This window comes from Streptomyces sp. WAC00040 (genome assembly GCF_056835925.1).
Window position 1 is genome coordinate 77,375 of the sequence record NZ_JAKQZE010000005.1, and the last position, 16,583, is coordinate 93,957.

12 protein-coding genes and 8 pseudogenes are annotated in these 16,583 nt (G+C 65.9%); 8 read left to right on the forward strand and 12 right to left on the reverse strand.

What is annotated here, in order from left to right; all coding sequences use genetic code 11:
- Positions 1–109: 109 nt before the first annotated feature.
- The 5 genes from MDN94_RS35285 to MDN94_RS35305 form a co-directional block, all read right to left on the reverse strand.
- The gene (locus MDN94_RS35285; RefSeq protein WP_482729922.1) at positions 110–877 is read right to left on the reverse strand and encodes an ABC transporter ATP-binding protein; all 768 of its coding nucleotides are present in this window, start codon (positions 875–877) and stop codon (positions 110–112) included.
- Complete coding sequence (locus MDN94_RS35290; protein WP_482729923.1) at positions 874–1,866, reverse strand: ABC transporter ATP-binding protein; 993 nt, start codon at positions 1,864–1,866, stop codon at positions 874–876. Before MDN94_RS35290 ends, MDN94_RS35285 begins: the two co-directional genes overlap by 4 nt.
- The gene (locus MDN94_RS35295) at positions 1,866–3,251 is read right to left on the reverse strand and encodes a branched-chain amino acid ABC transporter permease (protein ID WP_482729924.1); all 1,386 of its coding nucleotides are present in this window, start codon (positions 3,249–3,251) and stop codon (positions 1,866–1,868) included. Before MDN94_RS35295 ends, MDN94_RS35290 begins: the two co-directional genes overlap by 1 nt.
- Positions 3,248–4,171, reverse strand: a complete 924-nt coding sequence (locus MDN94_RS35300) for a branched-chain amino acid ABC transporter permease (protein ID WP_482729925.1) — start codon at positions 4,169–4,171, stop codon at positions 3,248–3,250. Before MDN94_RS35300 ends, MDN94_RS35295 begins: the two co-directional genes overlap by 4 nt.
- Positions 4,172–4,346: 175 nt before the next feature.
- On the reverse strand, positions 4,347–5,507 hold the full coding sequence (locus tag MDN94_RS35305; protein WP_482729926.1) for a branched-chain amino acid ABC transporter substrate-binding protein: 1,161 nt from the start codon (positions 5,505–5,507) through the stop codon (positions 4,347–4,349).
- 596 nt (positions 5,508–6,103) lie between these two features.
- On the opposite strand from MDN94_RS35305, the gene MDN94_RS35310 reads away from it, so the two are divergent.
- The 5 genes and pseudogenes from MDN94_RS35310 to MDN94_RS35330 all read left to right on the forward strand — a co-directional run bounded on the left by MDN94_RS35310 (position 6,104) and on the right by MDN94_RS35330 (position 10,169).
- Complete coding sequence (locus MDN94_RS35310; RefSeq protein WP_482729927.1) at positions 6,104–8,392, forward strand: WD40 repeat domain-containing protein; 2,289 nt, start codon at positions 6,104–6,106, stop codon at positions 8,390–8,392.
- An 844-nt stretch (positions 8,393–9,236) separates the two neighbouring features.
- Positions 9,237–9,386, forward strand: a pseudogene (locus MDN94_RS35315) (IS110 family transposase); the annotation flags it as partial.
- Between the two features lie 88 nt (positions 9,387–9,474).
- A complete protein-coding gene (locus tag MDN94_RS35320) occupies positions 9,475–9,831 on the forward strand; it encodes a hypothetical protein (RefSeq protein ID WP_482729928.1) in 357 nt (118 codons plus the stop codon).
- Positions 9,831–9,971 (forward strand): annotated as a pseudogene (locus tag MDN94_RS35325) (transposase); the annotation flags it as partial. The gene MDN94_RS35320 and the pseudogene MDN94_RS35325, both read left to right, overlap by 1 nt.
- Positions 9,972–10,028: 57 nt before the next feature.
- Positions 10,029–10,169 (forward strand): hypothetical protein, encoded by a 141-nt coding sequence (locus MDN94_RS35330; RefSeq protein WP_482729929.1) that lies wholly within the window; start codon positions 10,029–10,031, stop codon positions 10,167–10,169.
- Here MDN94_RS35330 and MDN94_RS35335 read toward each other — a convergent pair.
- The 3 genes and pseudogenes from MDN94_RS35335 to MDN94_RS35345 form a co-directional block, all read right to left on the reverse strand.
- Entirely contained in the window at positions 10,164–10,694 is a 531-nt protein-coding gene (locus MDN94_RS35335) for an SMI1/KNR4 family protein (protein ID WP_482729930.1), read from the reverse strand. The genes MDN94_RS35330 and MDN94_RS35335 overlap by 6 nt on opposite strands.
- 211 nt (positions 10,695–10,905) lie before the next feature.
- Positions 10,906–11,189 (reverse strand): annotated as a pseudogene (locus MDN94_RS35340) (IS630 family transposase); the annotation flags it as partial.
- Positions 11,190–11,386: 197 nt separating this feature from the next.
- Positions 11,387–11,595, reverse strand: a pseudogene (locus MDN94_RS35345) (IS5 family transposase); the annotation flags it as partial.
- A gap of 143 nt (positions 11,596–11,738) precedes the next feature.
- On the opposite strand from MDN94_RS35345, the gene MDN94_RS35350 reads away from it, so the two are divergent.
- Positions 11,739–12,263, forward strand: coding sequence for a DUF6630 family protein (locus MDN94_RS35350; RefSeq protein WP_482729931.1), 525 nt, complete (start codon positions 11,739–11,741; stop codon positions 12,261–12,263).
- Between the two features lie 23 nt (positions 12,264–12,286).
- Here the strand turns inward: MDN94_RS35350 and MDN94_RS35355 are convergent.
- Positions 12,287–13,320, reverse strand: a pseudogene (locus MDN94_RS35355) (IS630 family transposase).
- Between the two features lie 197 nt (positions 13,321–13,517).
- On the opposite strand from MDN94_RS35355, the pseudogene MDN94_RS35360 reads away from it, so the two are divergent.
- A pseudogene (locus MDN94_RS35360) lies at positions 13,518–13,844 on the forward strand (hypothetical protein); the annotation flags it as partial.
- A 61-nt stretch (positions 13,845–13,905) separates the two neighbouring features.
- Here MDN94_RS35360 and MDN94_RS35365 read toward each other — a convergent pair.
- The 3 genes and pseudogenes from MDN94_RS35365 to MDN94_RS35375 all read right to left on the reverse strand — a co-directional run.
- Positions 13,906–14,009 (reverse strand): annotated as a pseudogene (locus MDN94_RS35365) (IS5/IS1182 family transposase); the annotation flags it as partial.
- A 54-nt stretch (positions 14,010–14,063) separates the two neighbouring features.
- Positions 14,064–14,252, reverse strand: a pseudogene (locus tag MDN94_RS35370) (helix-turn-helix domain-containing protein); the annotation flags it as partial.
- A 371-nt stretch (positions 14,253–14,623) separates the two neighbouring features.
- Complete coding sequence (locus MDN94_RS35375; RefSeq protein WP_482729932.1) at positions 14,624–14,905, reverse strand: hypothetical protein; 282 nt, start codon at positions 14,903–14,905, stop codon at positions 14,624–14,626.
- Between the two features lie 282 nt (positions 14,906–15,187).
- Between MDN94_RS35375 and MDN94_RS35380 the strand changes: the two genes are divergently transcribed.
- Positions 15,188–16,119 (forward strand): IS5 family transposase gene (locus MDN94_RS35380; RefSeq protein ID WP_482729933.1). Its coding sequence is split into 2 segments (ribosomal slippage): positions 15,188–15,541 and positions 15,544–16,119, totalling 930 coding nucleotides; the frame shifts between segments, so codons are not numbered across the junction.
- Positions 16,120–16,583 lie beyond the last annotated feature (464 nt).

A 16,583-nucleotide genomic window follows, 5' to 3' on the forward strand; every position in this document is an offset into this window, starting at 1 on the left:
CCGAGCGATATACAGTCCCGTGGCTGAGTGACCCGCAGTGTGCCATTCTCCGCGCCACGCGACAGGGCGGGAAACCCGAAGGAATCCCGCCCCGCCGCTCCACGGACCGTCAGGCCGCGCCCTCACCGAGGTACGCCGCCCGGATCCGGTTGTCCGCCAGCAGATCCGCCGCCGGCCCCGACATCGCGACCTCGCCCGTCTCCAGGACGTAGCCGCGGTTCGCCAGACCCAGCGCCTGCGTGGCGTTCTGCTCCACCAGCAGCACGGTCGTGTCCTGCTTGTTGATCTCCTCGATGATCTCGAAGATCTGCTGCACGATCAGCGGCGCCAGACCCATCGACGGCTCGTCCAGCAGCAGCAGCTCCGGCTTGCCCATCAGGGCACGGCCGATCGCCAGCATCTGCTGCTCGCCGCCCGACAACGTGCCCGCCTGCTGCGAGCGCCGCTCGGCCAGACGCGGGAAGAGCGTGAACACCCGGTCCATCTCGGCCATGTCGACCGAGCTGAAGCGGTACGCGCCCATCTCCAGGTTCTCCCGCACGGTCATCGTCGAGAAGACCCGCCGGCCTTCCGGCACATGACCGATGCCGAACCGCACGAGCTCGTGCGACTTGATGCCGTCGATGCGCTCGCCGCGCAGCAGCACCTCGCCGTGGCGCGGCTGGAGCATGCCCGAGACGGTGCGCAGCGTCGTCGTCTTGCCCGCGCCGTTACCGCCGAGCAGGGCCACGATCTCGCCCTTGCGCACGGTCAGGTCGATGCCCTTGATGGCCTCGATGGCGCCGTAGAACACACGCATGCTCTTCAGTTCGAGCAGCGTCTCCTCGGACGACCCGGGCGTCCAGGTGTCCTTCTGCAGCTCAGTCGTGGTGCTCACTTGCCGCTCTCCTCGTCCGACTCGTCGCCCGACGCGTCACCGTCCGAAGCCTGGTCCGACGCGACCGCAGGGACGTCCGAAGACGCCACGGACTCCTCTTCCGTCGCCGCATGCTGCTCCGCGATGGCGGCCTGAACCACCTCCGCGTCCTCCGCCGACGCGCCCAGGTAGGCCTCGATCACCGCCGGGTGCTGCTGCACCTCGCTCGGCGTCCCCTCGGCGATCTTCTTGCCGAAGTTGAGAACCATCACCCGGTCCGCGACCGACATCACCAGACGCATGTCGTGCTCGATGAGCAGCACGCTGATGCCCAGCTCCGTGTTGATACGGCGGATCAGCTGCTCCAGCTCCAGCTTCTCCGTCGGGTTCGTACCGGCGGCCGGCTCGTCCAGCAGCAGCACCTGCGGATCCGTGGCCAGCGCCCGCGCGATCTCCAGACTGCGCTGGTCGCCGTACGACAAGCTGCCCGCGATCTCGTTGAGCTTGTCCTCCAGGCCCACGAACTTCAGCAGCCGGTGCGCACGCTCGTCACTGAGCCGCTCCGCCTTACGCGCGTTCGGCAGACCCAGCATGATCGAGACAGGGCCGGCCTTCAGCCGGGTCTCCGCCGCGATCTTGACGTTCTCCAGCGCCGTCAGCGCACCGAACAACCGGATGTTCTGGAACGTACGCGCCACACCCACGCGGTTGACGATGTGCGGCTTGCTGCCCAGCAGGGACTTCTCGTCGCCGTCCTTCGAACGGAAGACGATCTTGCCTTCCTGCGGGGTGTACGCCCCGGTGAGCGAGTTGAACAGCGAGGTCTTACCCGCACCGTTCGGCCCGATCACCGCCAGGACCTCGCCCCGGCACATGTTGACGTCCACATGGTCCAGACAGGTCAACCCGCCGAACCGCAGCGTCACATCCGACGCCTGCAGCACCAGATCGGTGCCGGCGGCCGAAGGCTGTGCACCGGCCGTCGCGTCGCTCTTCACGTCCGTGCTCATCAGAACTTGCCTCCCGCCGGCTCGGACATCGCGTCCGCGTCGCCGATGCCTTCCTCAGCCATCTTCAGCTCACGCTGCCTTCGCCGGGACGGCCAGACTCCCTGAGGCCGGTAGATCATCATGATCACCAGCAGCGCGCCCAGGTACATGTACCGGTCGGACGGGTCCACCCAGTCCTTCAGCGCCTCCGGCAGCCACACCAGGATCGCCGTGCCGATCAGCACACCCGGGATCGAGCCCATACCGCCGAAGATGACGTACGCCAGGATCAGGATCGACTGGAGAAGCGGGAAGACCTCCGGGTTGATGTACCCGTACTTACTCGTGAAGATCACACCCGCGACACCCGAGGTCGAAGCACCGATCGCGAACGCCATCAGCTTGAACTGAACCGTGTTGACGCCGTTCGCCGCGGCCGCGATCTCGTCCTCACGGATCGCCGTCCACGCACGTCCCACCCTCGAGTGCTCGAGACGCGAGAACAGAATGATCACCAGAACGATGAAGAAGACCAGCAGGTACCAGTAAGGCAGCGGCTTGATCGACCACTTGTACTCGAAGCCCGCGAAGTCGATCGAGAAGTCCGGGATCAGCCGGGCACCCTGCGGACCGCCCGTGAGCCCGTCCGCGTTCTTCGCCACCAGGTAGATGATCTCGTGGAAACCGAGCGTCACGATCGCCAGGTAGTCACCCCGGAGCCGAAGCGTCGGAGCACCCAGCAGCAGACCACAGATCAGACACGTGATCACTGCGACGGGGATGACCCAGAAGTTGTTCAGCACGACCGGAGGCTCGATCGGAAGCCGGCCCGTCCAGTACGCCGTCGAGTAGGCACCCACGGCGAAGAAGGCGAAGAAGCCCAGGTCCAGCAGACCCGCCCAGCCGATCACCACGTTGAGGCCGATCGCCAGGAGCGCGAAGATCGCGATCTGGTCCACCAGCACCGTCTGCCAGGTCCGCTCGAGACCCGACGGAATGACCAGTACCAGGATCAGCAGGACGGCGATGCCACCCAGCTTCACCCGCTTGTCGGTCCGCAGCCGCTCCCGCAGCGTGCCCACCGGGCCACCGGAGACAGCCGAACCGGCCGACTCCTTGGCCTTCGTGACCGCGCCCTTGATCGGCGCCGACGCGAACTCCCGCAGCGCCCACACACCGACCGTAAGACCCAGGCACACCCACAGGTTGGGACCCGTGAGCGTGTTCTCGATCGAGTAGAAGATGTCACGCGTGTTGCCCTGCTCGCCCGTCACCAGGGCCAGCAGCACACCCAGGGCGATCATCGCCCACAGCCGGGAGAAACGCTCCGACTGGTACCACGCCGTACGGCGCAGCTTCGACGCCGCAGACGGCGTCAGGTTCTTCGAGGTGTCGACCGTACTCATGCCGCCCTCCCCACTCGCTCACCGAGGATGCCCATCGGGCGGAACATCAGCACAAGGATCAGCACGACCATGGCCGAGACGCTGCGCCACTCGTCACCGAGCAGCGGCACCGTCATCGTCTCCACGATGCCGATCAGAATGCCGCCGAACATCGCACCGCGGATGTTGCCGATGCCGCCGACGACGGCCGCGGCGAACGCGGTGATACCGGGTATGAAGCCCATCGTGTACGACACCTGGTTCAGGTTGGCGAACAGGAAGCCCGCCACACCGCCCAGCACACCGCCGATGATGAAGGTGCGGGAGATGACCTTGTCGATGTCGACGCCCATCAGGCCGGCGACCTCGGCGTCCTGGGCGACCGCGCGGATGCCCTTGCCGAGCTTCGTGCGGGTCACCAGCAGGTCCAGCGCGATCATCATGACCACGGCCGTCGCGAACTGGAGCATCTGAGTGATGTTCACACCGGCGCCGAACAGCGAGAACACGGTGTGGTTGTCGTACATCTCCGGCAGCGGCAGCGGGTCACGCCCGAACAGCTTGCCGGCCAGGTTGTACAGGAAGAACGAGGCACCGATCGCGGTGATCAGGAAGATCAGCCGCGGCGCGCCACGCCTGCGTAGTGGTCGGTACGCGACCTTCTCCAGGCCGTACGCAGTGACGCCGCCGAACAGCGCCGACCCCGCCATGGCGAGAGCGACAAAGCCGATGGACGCCAGAGCGGACGGGTTGTCCCCCGGACTGACCAGCTGAAGGACGATGAGGCTGCCGTAGGCGCCGAGCATGAAGACCTCGCTGTGCGCGAAGTTGATCAGCTGCAGCACGCCGTAGACAAGGGTGTAGCCGATGGCGATGACGGCGTACAGCGAGCCGAGCATCACCCCTAGGACGAGGTAGTCCCAGAATTCCTGAAGGGACATGGAGCAGACTTCCTTGTGGGAGCTGAGCGGGCGGCGGCGCTCGTGGCGACGAGGGCGGCCCGCGGGCGAACTTTCTGAAAGCGGGGGCTGCTACTCCGCACTTCGCAATCAGGTCCGGGAGAACTACCGCCTCCCGGCCCCCGATCACTTGGCGTCAGCCACTCAAGCCTCGGCGTCAGCCGGCCAGCTCGTTGATGTTGCCCTGGTACCCGATCTTGCCGCCCTTGACCTGGTACAGGTAGACGTCGGTGCCCTTGAACTCACCGTTCTCACCGAAGGAGAAGGTCTTCGTCAGGCCCTTGTAGGAGGCCTTCGCCAGCGCGTCACGCAGGGCCTCACGCTCGGTGTCCGCACCCGACTTCTTGACTTCGGCGATGATCATGTTGGTGATGTCGTACGCCTCGGCGGAGTACGTACCGGGGGCGCGGCCGAACTCCTTCTGGTAGTCCTCGGCGAACTTCTTCGTGCCCGCCTCGACGGTGGCGTCGGTGCAGGGGCAGGTGAGGAACCAGTTCTCGGAGGCGTCACCCGCGAGCTCGACGAACTTCATGTCGTTCGAGCCGTCGCCCGAGATGCCCGCGCCCTTGTAGCCGGCGTCCTTGAGCTTCTTCGCGAACGGAGCGAGGTCCTGGTAGTAACCGGCGTAGATCAGCGCGTCGGCCTTGGAGTTGACGACGTCCTTGGCGGTCGCGGAGTAGTCCGGCGTCTTCTGCGGGACGGACTTCTTGACGACCTCGACACCGGCGTCCTTCAGACCCTTCTCGGCGACAGTCGCCAGGCCCGCGCCGTAGTCGGTCTTGTCGTCGATCAGGTAGACCTTCTTCGCCTGCAGCTTCTTGGCGAAGTAGGTCGCCATGCCGGCGCCCTGCATGTTGTCGTTGGGGACACCGCGCAGGAAGCTGGTGAAGCCGTTCTCCTTGTCCGTCAGCAGCGGGTTGGTCGCGGACGGCGAGACCGTCACCAGACCGGACTCCGCGTACAGCGGCGAAGAGGTGTTGGTCGCGCCGGAGAAGGCGGGGCCCACCACGGCGACGACGCCCTCGTCGTCGATAAGCTTCTGGGCGGCGGCCGTGGCCTTGTCCGGCAGACCCTGGTCGTCACCGGCGACGTACTCGAGCTTGAAGTCGAGGTCACCCTTGGCGTTGGCCTGGTCGATGGCCAGCTTCACGCCGTTCTGCATGTTCTCGCCCAGTGCGACGTTGTCGCCGGAGAGCGGACCCTGGAAAGCAATCTTCACGGCGCCGTCGCCGCTGCCGGAGTCACTGCTGCACCCGGTCAGGGCCAGAGCACCCACGGCCAGCGGTATAGCCATTTTGATGACGGTCTTGTTCAGCACTACGAACCCCTCGGAGCCGCGCGAACGATCTTGTCAGTGGGGGAAGTTGGCATCCCCTCACAGGACACCGCTTGTCCGTGCGGTGTGCGGGGAATGTAATCGGGCGTTCGGGCACACGGATAGGTGACCGGGAAATGTGTGATCGCCCTGTGACCTGAGTGAGGCTTTCTCGCTGGCCGTTCTCTATCCGGTCGTGCGCTCGGTCTGGTCGCTCGGCAGGCAGAGCCAGCCAGGTGGTGCATATACCAAGCCCTGATGAACCCCGATCCGCACCCAACAGCACAAGGTCACGCTGGTTTCGACGGAGGCTACACGGGCCCTCTGGCCAGCTCCATAGGTAGTAAATTGAGTAGTTCTACCGATGCCTCGACAGACCACGGACAGGCAATCTCATCTTGAGGTGGGGTACCCCCCCGTAATTCGTGCTCACCCATGTGAACGCTGCTCTATATCAGCTTCGAGGAAGCGGAACGCTCCCTGAGCTTCTGTACGGCGGACACAACGTTGACGGTCGCTGGGTTAGGACGAGTGTGTGGTGCATGCCGGCAGTCGCCGCTATATGCCGACTGGATCAACGACAACGAAGACAGGGCAGTATGACGACCGCCGGGCGGAACCGACCCGCTCCAAAGGGCAATGAAACAGACCGGGATATAGGCAGTGGTTCAGTGTCCGAGGGCGTAAACCGCTTAGCGCGTGCTATTGAGCCAGCCACAGAAAGGGAGCCATGGGATCCCACATTTCTGGTACACGGCGACCCCGGGCAGGTAAGGGCTTGGCTGAACGGGACAAACAGTGCGGAGGGGCTGTTGGCAGCGGCGGTGTACCGAGCATCAGCGCATGTGCACCATGAGGCCTCCGCGGTGGTGCGGAGACAACTGCTGGCTCTGGACGCGGCTCGATACGGCGACCGTGAGCTCTCCGCAAGGCTCGCCGCAGTACGGATAGAGGGGGAGCCGGCCGAGCGGTGGGGTGTGGACTGGGCTACCGGTTCCCTCATCGATCACAGGTTTCGGCACACTCTGACTGGTCACACCGGCGGGGTGTGCGCGGTGGCAACGGTGGAGGTCAACGGACGTCCCCACGCCGTTACCGCCGCCTATGACGGCACGATGCGGTTGTGGGATGTCACCTCTGGTCAGCAAGTCGGAGAGCCATTCACCGGCCACACGAACGACGTGTGGGCGGTGGCAACGGTGGAGATCAACGGACGCCCCCACGCCATCACCACGAGCGAGGACGGCTTGGTGCGGTTGTGGGACCTGATCACCCACCGCCAGGTCGGTGCATCATCTACCGGTCACACCGGCGGGGTGTGCGCGGTGGCAACAGTGGAGATCAACGGACGTCCCCACGCCGTAACCGGCGGCTATGACGGGACAGTGCGGTTGTGGGACGTGAACACCGGCCAGCAAGTCGGTGAACCTCTCGTCGGCCATACCGGCAGGGTGCCGGTGGTGGCCACCGTCGTGCTCGACGGCAGAGCCCACGCCATAACCAGTAGCGAGGGGGGAACAGTAACGGTTTGGGACCTCGCCACAGGCCGGCCGATCGGGGCTCCCCTCATGGGCCACACCGACCCGGTGTTGTCCGTAGCGACGACACTGCTCGACGGACGTCCCCATGCCATCACCAGCAGCGAGGATGGTTCGGTGCGGGTATGGGATTTGACCACTAGCCAGCAGACCAGCAAGCTGCTCATCGAAAATGCCGCTGGCTGGGCCTCGGCGGTGACCACCGCGGTGATTGATGGTCATCCGCACGTTCTCATCGGCAGCGATAACGGGTCGGTACAGGTCTGGGACCTTACCACCAGTCAGCAGGTCGGTATCCCTCTCACCGGGCACAACGGTTCGGTGTTCGCGGTGGCGACAGTGGCCATCGAAGGCCGCCTGCACGCCCTCACCGCGGCCTATGGAAACGGGCGGGTCCGGTTATGGGACCTGAGCACTGGTGAGCAAGTCGGAAAACCCCTCGCTAACCACACTGGCGGAGTGTGGGCAGCGGCAACGGTGCTCCTGAATCACCGCCCCGTCGCGGTCACCGGCAGCCAAGACGGGACAGTGCGGGTGTGGGACCTGGCCACTGGCGAGCAAGTGGGAGAACCTATAAGCGGCCATGCTGGCAGCGTCTCGGCCATAGCGACGGCCGTCATGGATGGCCGCCCTTACGCTATTACAGCCAGCAGTAGAGACAGAACAGTACGGATATGGGATTTAGCGTCCCGCCGGCCAATCGGGGGCCCTCTCACGGGTCACAGCAGCTCGGTCTTCGCGGTAACGACGGCCATGTTGGACGGCCGCATCCACGCTCTCACCGCCAGCCGGGACGGGGAGGTGCGGGTATGGGATCTGACTAACAGGACACAGGTTGGTGGCCCTCTTACCCTCCCGTCCGACGGCGTGACCACAGTGGCGACGGTAGTGGTCGATGGCCGTATCCACGCTGTCACCGGCAACCGGAAAGGAGAGGTGCGGGTATGGGATCTGGCCACAAGGCGGCAGATTGCTGCTTTCCGCACCCCTCATACATGCGGATTGCTGGCGCTAGGGATCACGGAAGCTAACGGCCACCCCTACATCATTACCAGTGGTTGGAGCGACGCGGTGGGGGTATGGGACCTGTCCACTGGCCAGCAAGTCAGCAAACTCCTGACAGGCCACGAAGGAGTGGTAGGTGCGGTCTCGACGACGGTGCTGGGCGGTCGTCCACACGTTGTTACCGGCGGCGACGATGGCACAGTGAGGTTGTGGGACCTGACCGTCAGCGAGCAGATAGGACGGACTCTAGTCTTCCCCTCCCGAGCCCAAATCCTGGCTGTGGCTCCAAGCGGCCAGCTCGTGGTTGGCTTTGGCGGAGAGCTCGCTGTGCTGACCTGCCGATGAACGGGAAGCAGTTGGCATTGGCATGCCTCTCGGGGGCCAGCCTCTGCGTGGCTGACGCCCGAAAGGCACTCCCCTGCGGTCAGCCCGGGCCACCACCCCCACCTCAAAGCCGAGAACCCGTCACCAGCGCGTGTCCGGGGAACGGCCACCGTGCGGACCTCTTTGGGCAACACCACCTCCCGCCCGACCTGCTGACTGGTGGCCAGGTCCCGCGGCTGCACCGTCTCACCGTCGCTGACCGGACCACCTCTCACGGCCCGTTGCTGCTACCCGCACACATCTCCATCATCGCCGACGGCGACCGCGACCGCGGCCGGACGGCCCTCTACCGCCGCCGTTGCTGCCGCACCCACTCGGCCAGTGTGGCCAGCCAGCTCGGTGACGGTGGCCCACTCCATACCCCACTGCGCGGCGGGTTCGTCCTTCACCGGTGATGATCGAGGCCACCAGCTCGGTCCCCGAAACGGGCGGCATTCAACACATCTGCCGACGCACCAACAGCAAGGCACCGATGCTACGGCACTACGGGTCTGACAGTGAGGATGTAGGCGGCATCGCTCGGGGGCCTGACTCTGGGTCTGACTGGCGCTTCGGCTGCCTGTGCGTTGAATCGTCGGCCCCCGAGGGATGCCACCGCGTGTGCTCGCGGGTGTCCGTGACCTCATAGGAGCTTGGCCACCAGCCTCTTCACTGTCTTGTCCGTCTGCCCGGGCAGCCACGCGCTGTTTGCACGCCTCAGACGGAAGGACGGCAGAGCCGAGCATGACAGTGCCCGAGATAGCGGTGATCGGCGGAATCGACACCCCAGTCCTTCGCAACGAACGCGGCCGGAAACGAGCAACTGCTGGCCTGGCTCAACTCCCAAGGCGAGGTCATCGCGGTCGGGGTGGAGGGCACCGGGGCCTACGGCGCCGAACTCGCCCGGTTCCTGACCACGAACGGCATCACGGTCGTGGAGGTCGACCGCCCAGACCGCAGGGCCAGGCGGGCTCACGGCAAGTCCGATCCGATCGACGCCTACGCCGCGGCCACCGCGGTCCTGTCCGGCCGGGCGAGCGGAACCCGAGAGCCGGGACGGCATCGTGGAAGCGATCCGTGCCCTGCGCGTGGTCCGCAAGAGCGCGGTCAAGGCCAGGACGCAGACCATCAACCAGATCCGCGCTCTGGTGGTCACCGCTCCCTCCGCCCTGCGAGACAAGCTGCGTGGACTGCCCACCGGCCTGCTGATCGACACCCTCGCCCGGACCCGGCCAACCGGTGATCTCGCGGATCCGTTCTGCGCGGCCAAGACGGCACTTCGCCGCCTGGCCAGGCGCTACCAGGCCCTTCAGCAGGAGATCAAAGAGGCCGACGCGGACCTCGCTCCGCTGGTAACCCGGGCGGCACCCAGTCTCGTCGCCTTGCCCGGAGTGGGACCGAGACGGCCGGCCAACTGCTGATCACCGCGGGAGACAACCCCGCCCGGCTCAGATCCGAAGCGTCCTTCGCCCACCTGTGCGCCGCGGCCCCGGTCCCGGCCTCGTCCGGCCGCACCAACCGCCACCGCATCAACCGCGGCGGAGACCGACATGCCAACAGCGCCCTCTATACCATCGTCCTGGTTCGCATGCGGCACGACGAACGGACACGGAGCTACGTGGCCAGACGCACTGCCGAGGGCATGTCCACCAAGGACATCATGCGGTGTCTCAAGAGGTTCGTCGCCCGCGAGATCTACAGGCACCTCGTGAGCACCAACACCCTGAACACGACAGGCTCGGCCAGAGCCGGATCATGACGCCGACCGGTTACCGTCCGAGTCGCCGGAATCGAGCGACGTGGCCGCAACCAGGCCCTCGACGAACGCCTGGAAGTCCGCGGCCAGCGGGAGCTCCGTGCCATCGTCTACGTCGAACCACGTCACGGACGGCTCCCCATGCTTACCGCACCCCCGATAGTCGACAGCGATCCAGCAGTGACCATCACCGGACAACAGGACCAGAGGGGACGGAAGACCCCACTCCTCGACCAGATACGCCGTGTCGAGCAAGGACAACTGGCCGCCTTGACGGCCGATGCCCATCATGTCGTCAAGCGGAACGTGACTCTCGCTCCACGACGTCGGCACATCGGTCGGGAACGCGTTCCACAGCTCCGCCACTGCACCGCCGTTCTGGAGCCGCAGAAGCTCCAGCAACGAAGCCGGCAGACGAACACCGAGCAAAAGCTCGGCATCCTGAACGACCACGTCGGTCAACGACGGCTGAACCCCAAACAGCCCCTCGCCCCAGAACGTCGCCTTGACATCATCAAATCGCGCCACGAACGCATCCTACGAAGCCCGCCCACGGGCTTGACGATCTATAGGAGCTTCAACGGTGACTACATCGCGTGGTGGGGCTGACGGAGGACGGTGGACCTGATGCGAATGCCCGTGTAAGTGAGATCTGCCTGGCCGGGCACCGAGCCGGAGGCGGATAGTCACGATGCGGTGGGGCGGGCAGTTGCCGGCCGGGTAGCGCTGCTGAGATTCAGTCGTGCTCCGCCTTGTACCGCTTCAGCCCGGCGGCCAGGTGGGTGTTGAGATTGTCCCAGACCACCACGATCGGGCCGCCGAGCTGGATGTGCGCGCGAGCCAGGAGGCCGAGGTAGTCCTTTCAGGAGAAGCTCTTGCGTGCACCCTTGAGCCGGAGATGGGCACGAGGCCGGTGGATGAGACGACCCTTCTCACCGGGTTTGTAGCAGCACAGCGCGGCGACCGAGGTACGGCGGCGGAACCGCCACACACGCGGATCACGGGATTGTGTCCGCGCCGCCCCTCGGGGTGAGACTTTGCCAAGCCAACGCACCTTCTCACGAACTGCGACACGTCGCCGCCCCTGCTTTGCCTCACTGGCAGGCCCGACGTCGTTGAGTAGTGCTTGAGTACTTTCACCGCTCCCCCGCGCGCGTCCCTACGGGATAGTGCAGGTATGAAGGAGCGTTCTTTCCTGGCGGCGGTGTCTAGTTCAGGGTTCACGTGTCGCGCCAGTTCGGGGTTGGTTCGCGGGTGAGCCGTCGGCTTAAGACGTCGATCATCGCAAGATGGACCATGGCCTTCGAGCGGTGTGGATGGGTTTCGTCCCACGGGCGAGGCAGCGGTGGTTCATGAGCCAGCCAAAGGTCCGCCCGACGACCCAGCGGCGGGGAATGATCTTGAATTCTCTCTCTGCGGAGTCACAGCGGGACGGCGGGTGCGATGGTGCGGGATGCGAGCAGCGGCCGCACGTCATCGATTACACGCGATCGTTGCACCTCCGCTCGGCGGGGTGCGTAACGGGCGGCAAACAGCAGGCCGCAGCCGCACGGCCGCCCAAGGAGTGGCACGATGTCCGACACCGACGTTCGCAGGTCTCTTGCAGCCACCGCGACGCTTTTGGCGCCTGACCATCCGGCCGTCGCCAATCAGGTGCTGCTCGCTCACGACGATCCCAAGGGCTATGTGCGAACTTATCCGGACCGGCTGGCGCACCGGGACATCCGCGCACCCACTCCGAATCTGGCCTGGATTGCGCTCGTCGACGCTCTCAAGGAGCACCGCTTACTGCTGGAGTTCGATTGGAAAGAGGATCCGGAAAAGATCCGGGCCCGGCTCGGAAGGCTCGTGTCCGGTCCATCCACGGACCCTTGGGTGCTGTTCGACGCCGCCAACATGCTTCTGCCGACCAGCGAATTCCTGGAGCTCTGTGGTAGGCAGTACCGCAAGTTTGGGGCATCGCTTGCCGTCTTGGACATTGATTCGGATTGCTATCCGGTGGTATGCCTGCGCGCCACGCGGGCCGAAGAGTTGACCGCGCTCGCGGCCCGTTCGGGCTTCGCCGCATGGCACCTCGGAGCCTACGGGCACATGTGAGAATCTGCAGGTCGGTTGAGGATCTAGTGTCCTGAGTCGGAGATTCGTCGGCAGTAGGCGGCGACTTTGTCGAGGATCTCGTCGGCGGTTTTTGTCCAGACGAAGGGCCGTGGTTGGTCGTTCCAGTCGGCGAGCCAGGCCCTGATGTCGCGTTCGAGGGCCTGGACGGAGCGGTGGACACCGCGGCGGAGCTTCTTCTGTGTGAGCTCGGCGAACCATCGCTCCACCAGGTTCAGCCACGAGGAGCCGGTCGGTGTGAAGTGCAGGTGGAACCGGGGATGGGCGGCCAGCCACTTCTTGATGACGGGCACTTCGTGGGTGATGTAGTTGTCCAGGATGAGGTGGATGTCGAGATCGGCCGGCACCTCACGGTCGAGCTTGATCAGGAACTTCTTGAACTCCACCGCGCGGTGGCGGCGATGGAGTGAGCCGATGACCTTGCCGGTTGCCGTGTCCAGTGCGGCGAAGAGCGTGGTGGTGCCCGAGCGCACGTAGTCGTGGCCGCGGCGTTCGGGGACCCCGGGCATCATCGGCAGGACCGGCTGGGACCGGTCCAGGGCCTGGATCTGAGACTTCTCGTCCACGCAGAGGACCAGTGCCCGCTCCGGCGGATCGAGATACAGACCGACCACGTCGCGGACCTTGTCCACGAACAGCGGGTCCCTGGACAGTTTGAACGTCTCGGCCCGGTGCGGCTGCAGGCCGAACGCCCGCCGGATCCGGGAGATCGCCGACTGCGACATACCGGTAGCCGCGGCCATCGACCGCGTCGACCAGTGCGTCGCGTTCTTCGGCGTTTCCTCGAGCGTCTTGAGAATCACCCGCTCCACGTCCGCGTCGGTGATCTTCCGCGGGACGCCGGGACGCGGTTCGTCGCACAGGCCGTCCAGCCGACGTTCGAGGAAGCGCCGGCGCCAGGTGCGGACCGTGTCGGCAGTGATCCGCAGCCGCCGTGCAACCTCCGCGATCGCATGACCTCCGCGCACTCCAGCACGATCCGCGACCGCAACGCCAACGCCTGCGCACTCGAACGGCGACGCACCCACGACTGCAACATCTCCCGCTCGACATCACTCAGCACCACCGGCGGGATCTTCGGTCCAGGACGACTCGCATCAGTCACACCAGACCAACGACGAATCTCCGACTCAGGACACTAGGTCCAATACCGGTGAAGTGCATTCGTGTTGGTCGTTGGGGGGCGGTGTGCCAGTCCTGGGCAGGTGACGGCATCGGGTGAGCGGTTGTTGCACGGATGCGGATGCGCCCGCCAGCGGCGGGTTGTCGCAGAAGAAGCCGGTGGGGCCGCGCCTGGCGGTGCCTCACCGCCGGGACGCGGACGGCATCGAGGTGTTGTCGGCCGACTACCAGGCTGTCATGGCCGCCGCCTTGCAGGCGGGAGGAGGCGGGTTGGGTGCCCGGCGGGCGGCGGTGGTGCTGGGTGGGACAGCGCGTCCGCTCCCCGCGTCGAAGGTGCGCGAGCCCGTTTGAAGCGGCTGGTGGAACGGGGCTGGCTGGTCGAGGAGAAGCCGGGCAGGTTCACGCTGCGCGCCGGAGCAAGACGCTGCTGGTGCTGGGCGGCTCATGAGGGTGGTCATCGACGACAGGATGACGGTCTCGGTGGTGTCGGTGCGTCGTTCGTGGTCACTGACCAGGCGCCGGCTGCGCAGGAGCCAGGCGGAAGGATCTTTCGACGACCCAGCGGCGTGGCAGGACCTGAAAGCCTTGGACGTCGTCGCTGCGGCGGTGTCGAGGACGGGATCGGTGCGGCTGCAGGCCGAACGCCCGCCAGATCCGTTACACCGACGACTGCGACAGACCCATCTCCTTCGCCATCGACCGTGTCGACCAGTGTGTTGCGTTCTTCGGCGTGGACTCCAGCGTCTCTGTGGCCACCGCGGCGACCTGCTCGTCCGTCACCGTCTTGGGCCCACCGGGACGCGGCATGTCGGCCAGACCAGCCATCCGGTACCGCACGAACCGGGACCGCCGGTCACCGGGGCCGGCGGGCGGGGCAGGAAGAGCAGCGGGTGGTGCGGGGTGAAGCCAAAGCGGCCCAGGCGGGCTGCGGGCTCTTCGCCGAAGAGCCGCGAGGCCGACGGTGACGACGATCCAGGTGTGCGGGCGCTCCTGGTCGCTGCACAGCCACAGGTCGAACGTGCCGACCAGGAGGTTCTGCTCCCACCTCCAGACCTTCGCCCGCGGATCGAGTTCGTCGGCCCCGTCCCGGCGCCGCGACATCAGGGCGCGCTCGAACGGGGCGATCAGATCGTCGTAGGCGGCCCGCATGGCGCTACTGGCAGCGTGCTCGACGGTCCGTTGCCGGTCGGGGACGATCTAAAGATCGGGAAGCTGGGTGGTCAGGTACTGGCGCAGCGGGCCAGTGGCCAGCGGCAGGCCGTCCTTATCGAGTTGGCCATGCTCGGCGGCGGGCAGGCGGACCACCAGGCGTAGTACGCGGTTTCGTCGTCGTAGAAGTCGTGGTCGACGCAGTGCTCGTGCACGCAGCCCAGCGAGGCGGCCAGCTCCGACATCGCCTCCTCGGTGCGCTCGTCCAAATCCGGATCCTCGCCCGCGAGCTGCGATGGGTCTTGGACCTCGAGGCGCCACAACACCCACTCGAAGTCCTTGAAGTCCGTCACGCGTACGTGCCCCTCGGCTCGACGATGTAACCCCTGCTGTACCCGGCCAACGTCCCAGCCCCTGCTTCGCCATTCCAGAAGGCCCACCAGGCGGGCGGGAACGTTCGCAGACACCCGGCCCCAACGAGCGACACACAGGGCGGCTGAATCCTGTGCACCGGGTCAGCCGGCGTCAGGGTCGTATCCGAGGCCCTGAGATGGCGGCGTTCGCATTCCTCACGCTCTAGGCGATGTTTCTCGGATCTCCTGACTTGAGTGGGGTGTTGAGGTCAGGCTGTCTGTATGGGCCGTGGGGATCTGACGAACGCGGAGTGGGACCGGCTGGAGTCGTACTTACCTCGTGGTGGTGCGCGTGGGGGGCGGTGGAGTGATCACCGCCGGGTGATCAACGGGGTGCTCTACCGGGTCCGGACGGGCGTGCAGTGGCGGGACCTCCCGGAACGGTTCGGGCCGTGGGAGACGGTCTACAAACGCCATCGTCGCTGGTCAGCAGACGGAACGTGGGCGATGCTGCTGTCTCGGATCCAAGCCGCCGAGGACGCCGCGGGCCAGATCGACTGGGACGTATCCGTGGACTCGACCGCGGTGCGGGCCCACCAGCACGCCGCCGGCGCGAGGAAAGCGCCGACGGCGGCGGTCCCTCAAAAGGGGGCCGGCCAGGGGACGAACCAGGTCGATCCGGTGCTGCGGAAACTGGCCGTCCGGCTGGAGGAAGTGGTCAGATCGGCGAATGCCTGGGCCGCTCCCGCGGAGGATTCACCACCAAGATCCACCTCGCCGCTGACGGGCGATGCCGGCCTCTCGCCCTCGTCCTGACACCCGGACACTACGGTGACGGCCCCCAGCTCGAGCACGTGCTGGAGCAGGTCTCCGTGCCCCGTATCGGAGTCGGACGGCCCCGCACCCGGCCCGACCATGTCCTGGCGGACAAGGCCTACACCTCCCGGAAGAACCGCCACTACCTGCGACGACGCGGAATCCGGCACACCATTCCCGAACGTCTCGACCAGCAAAGACACCGCAAGAACCGCGGTTCCCGAGGCGGTCGGCCCACCGGCTTCGACAGCGAGCAATACAAGAAACGCAACACAGTCGAGCGCGCCATCAACCGGCTGAAGGGTTTCCGCGCCGTCGCCACACGCTACGAGAAACGCGCCTACATCTACCTCGGAACCGTCACCCTCGCAGCCCTCACGATCTGGCTCCGCACATGATCCGAGAAACAGTGCCTAGAAGGCCCGCCAGGACACGCACGTCCCGGTGGGAGGTGATCGCGGCCTTCAGCACGGCGGCGAGGACGCCGGGCGGCAGAGCCTCGGCCTGAGCGGTGAAGGTTCCGCTGAACGAGCCTCTCTCACTGGCCTTCGGCGGCGAGTGGGCAACCCGTTGTCGGCGGTCTGCTGCTCGGTCACCGCCAGGCACTCGAAGACGACCTCCGTTCCCGGGGCGTCCACGGCAGCAAGTCGGCGCCCGCTTCGAGAACAGTCACGCTTTCGAACAAGACGAGACCCTCGCAACATGAGCCACCTCAGCTGATCCACAACTCTTGACTATTGCTCCATGACAGCATCAGGATTTACCAGGGCTTGGCTGGCCGCTTGCACGCTCACACTCACCGGGTACTAACCGGCTGCGAAACGCGGCCCCTTCCGCCGCACAGGCCGCCAGCCCGAGCAGC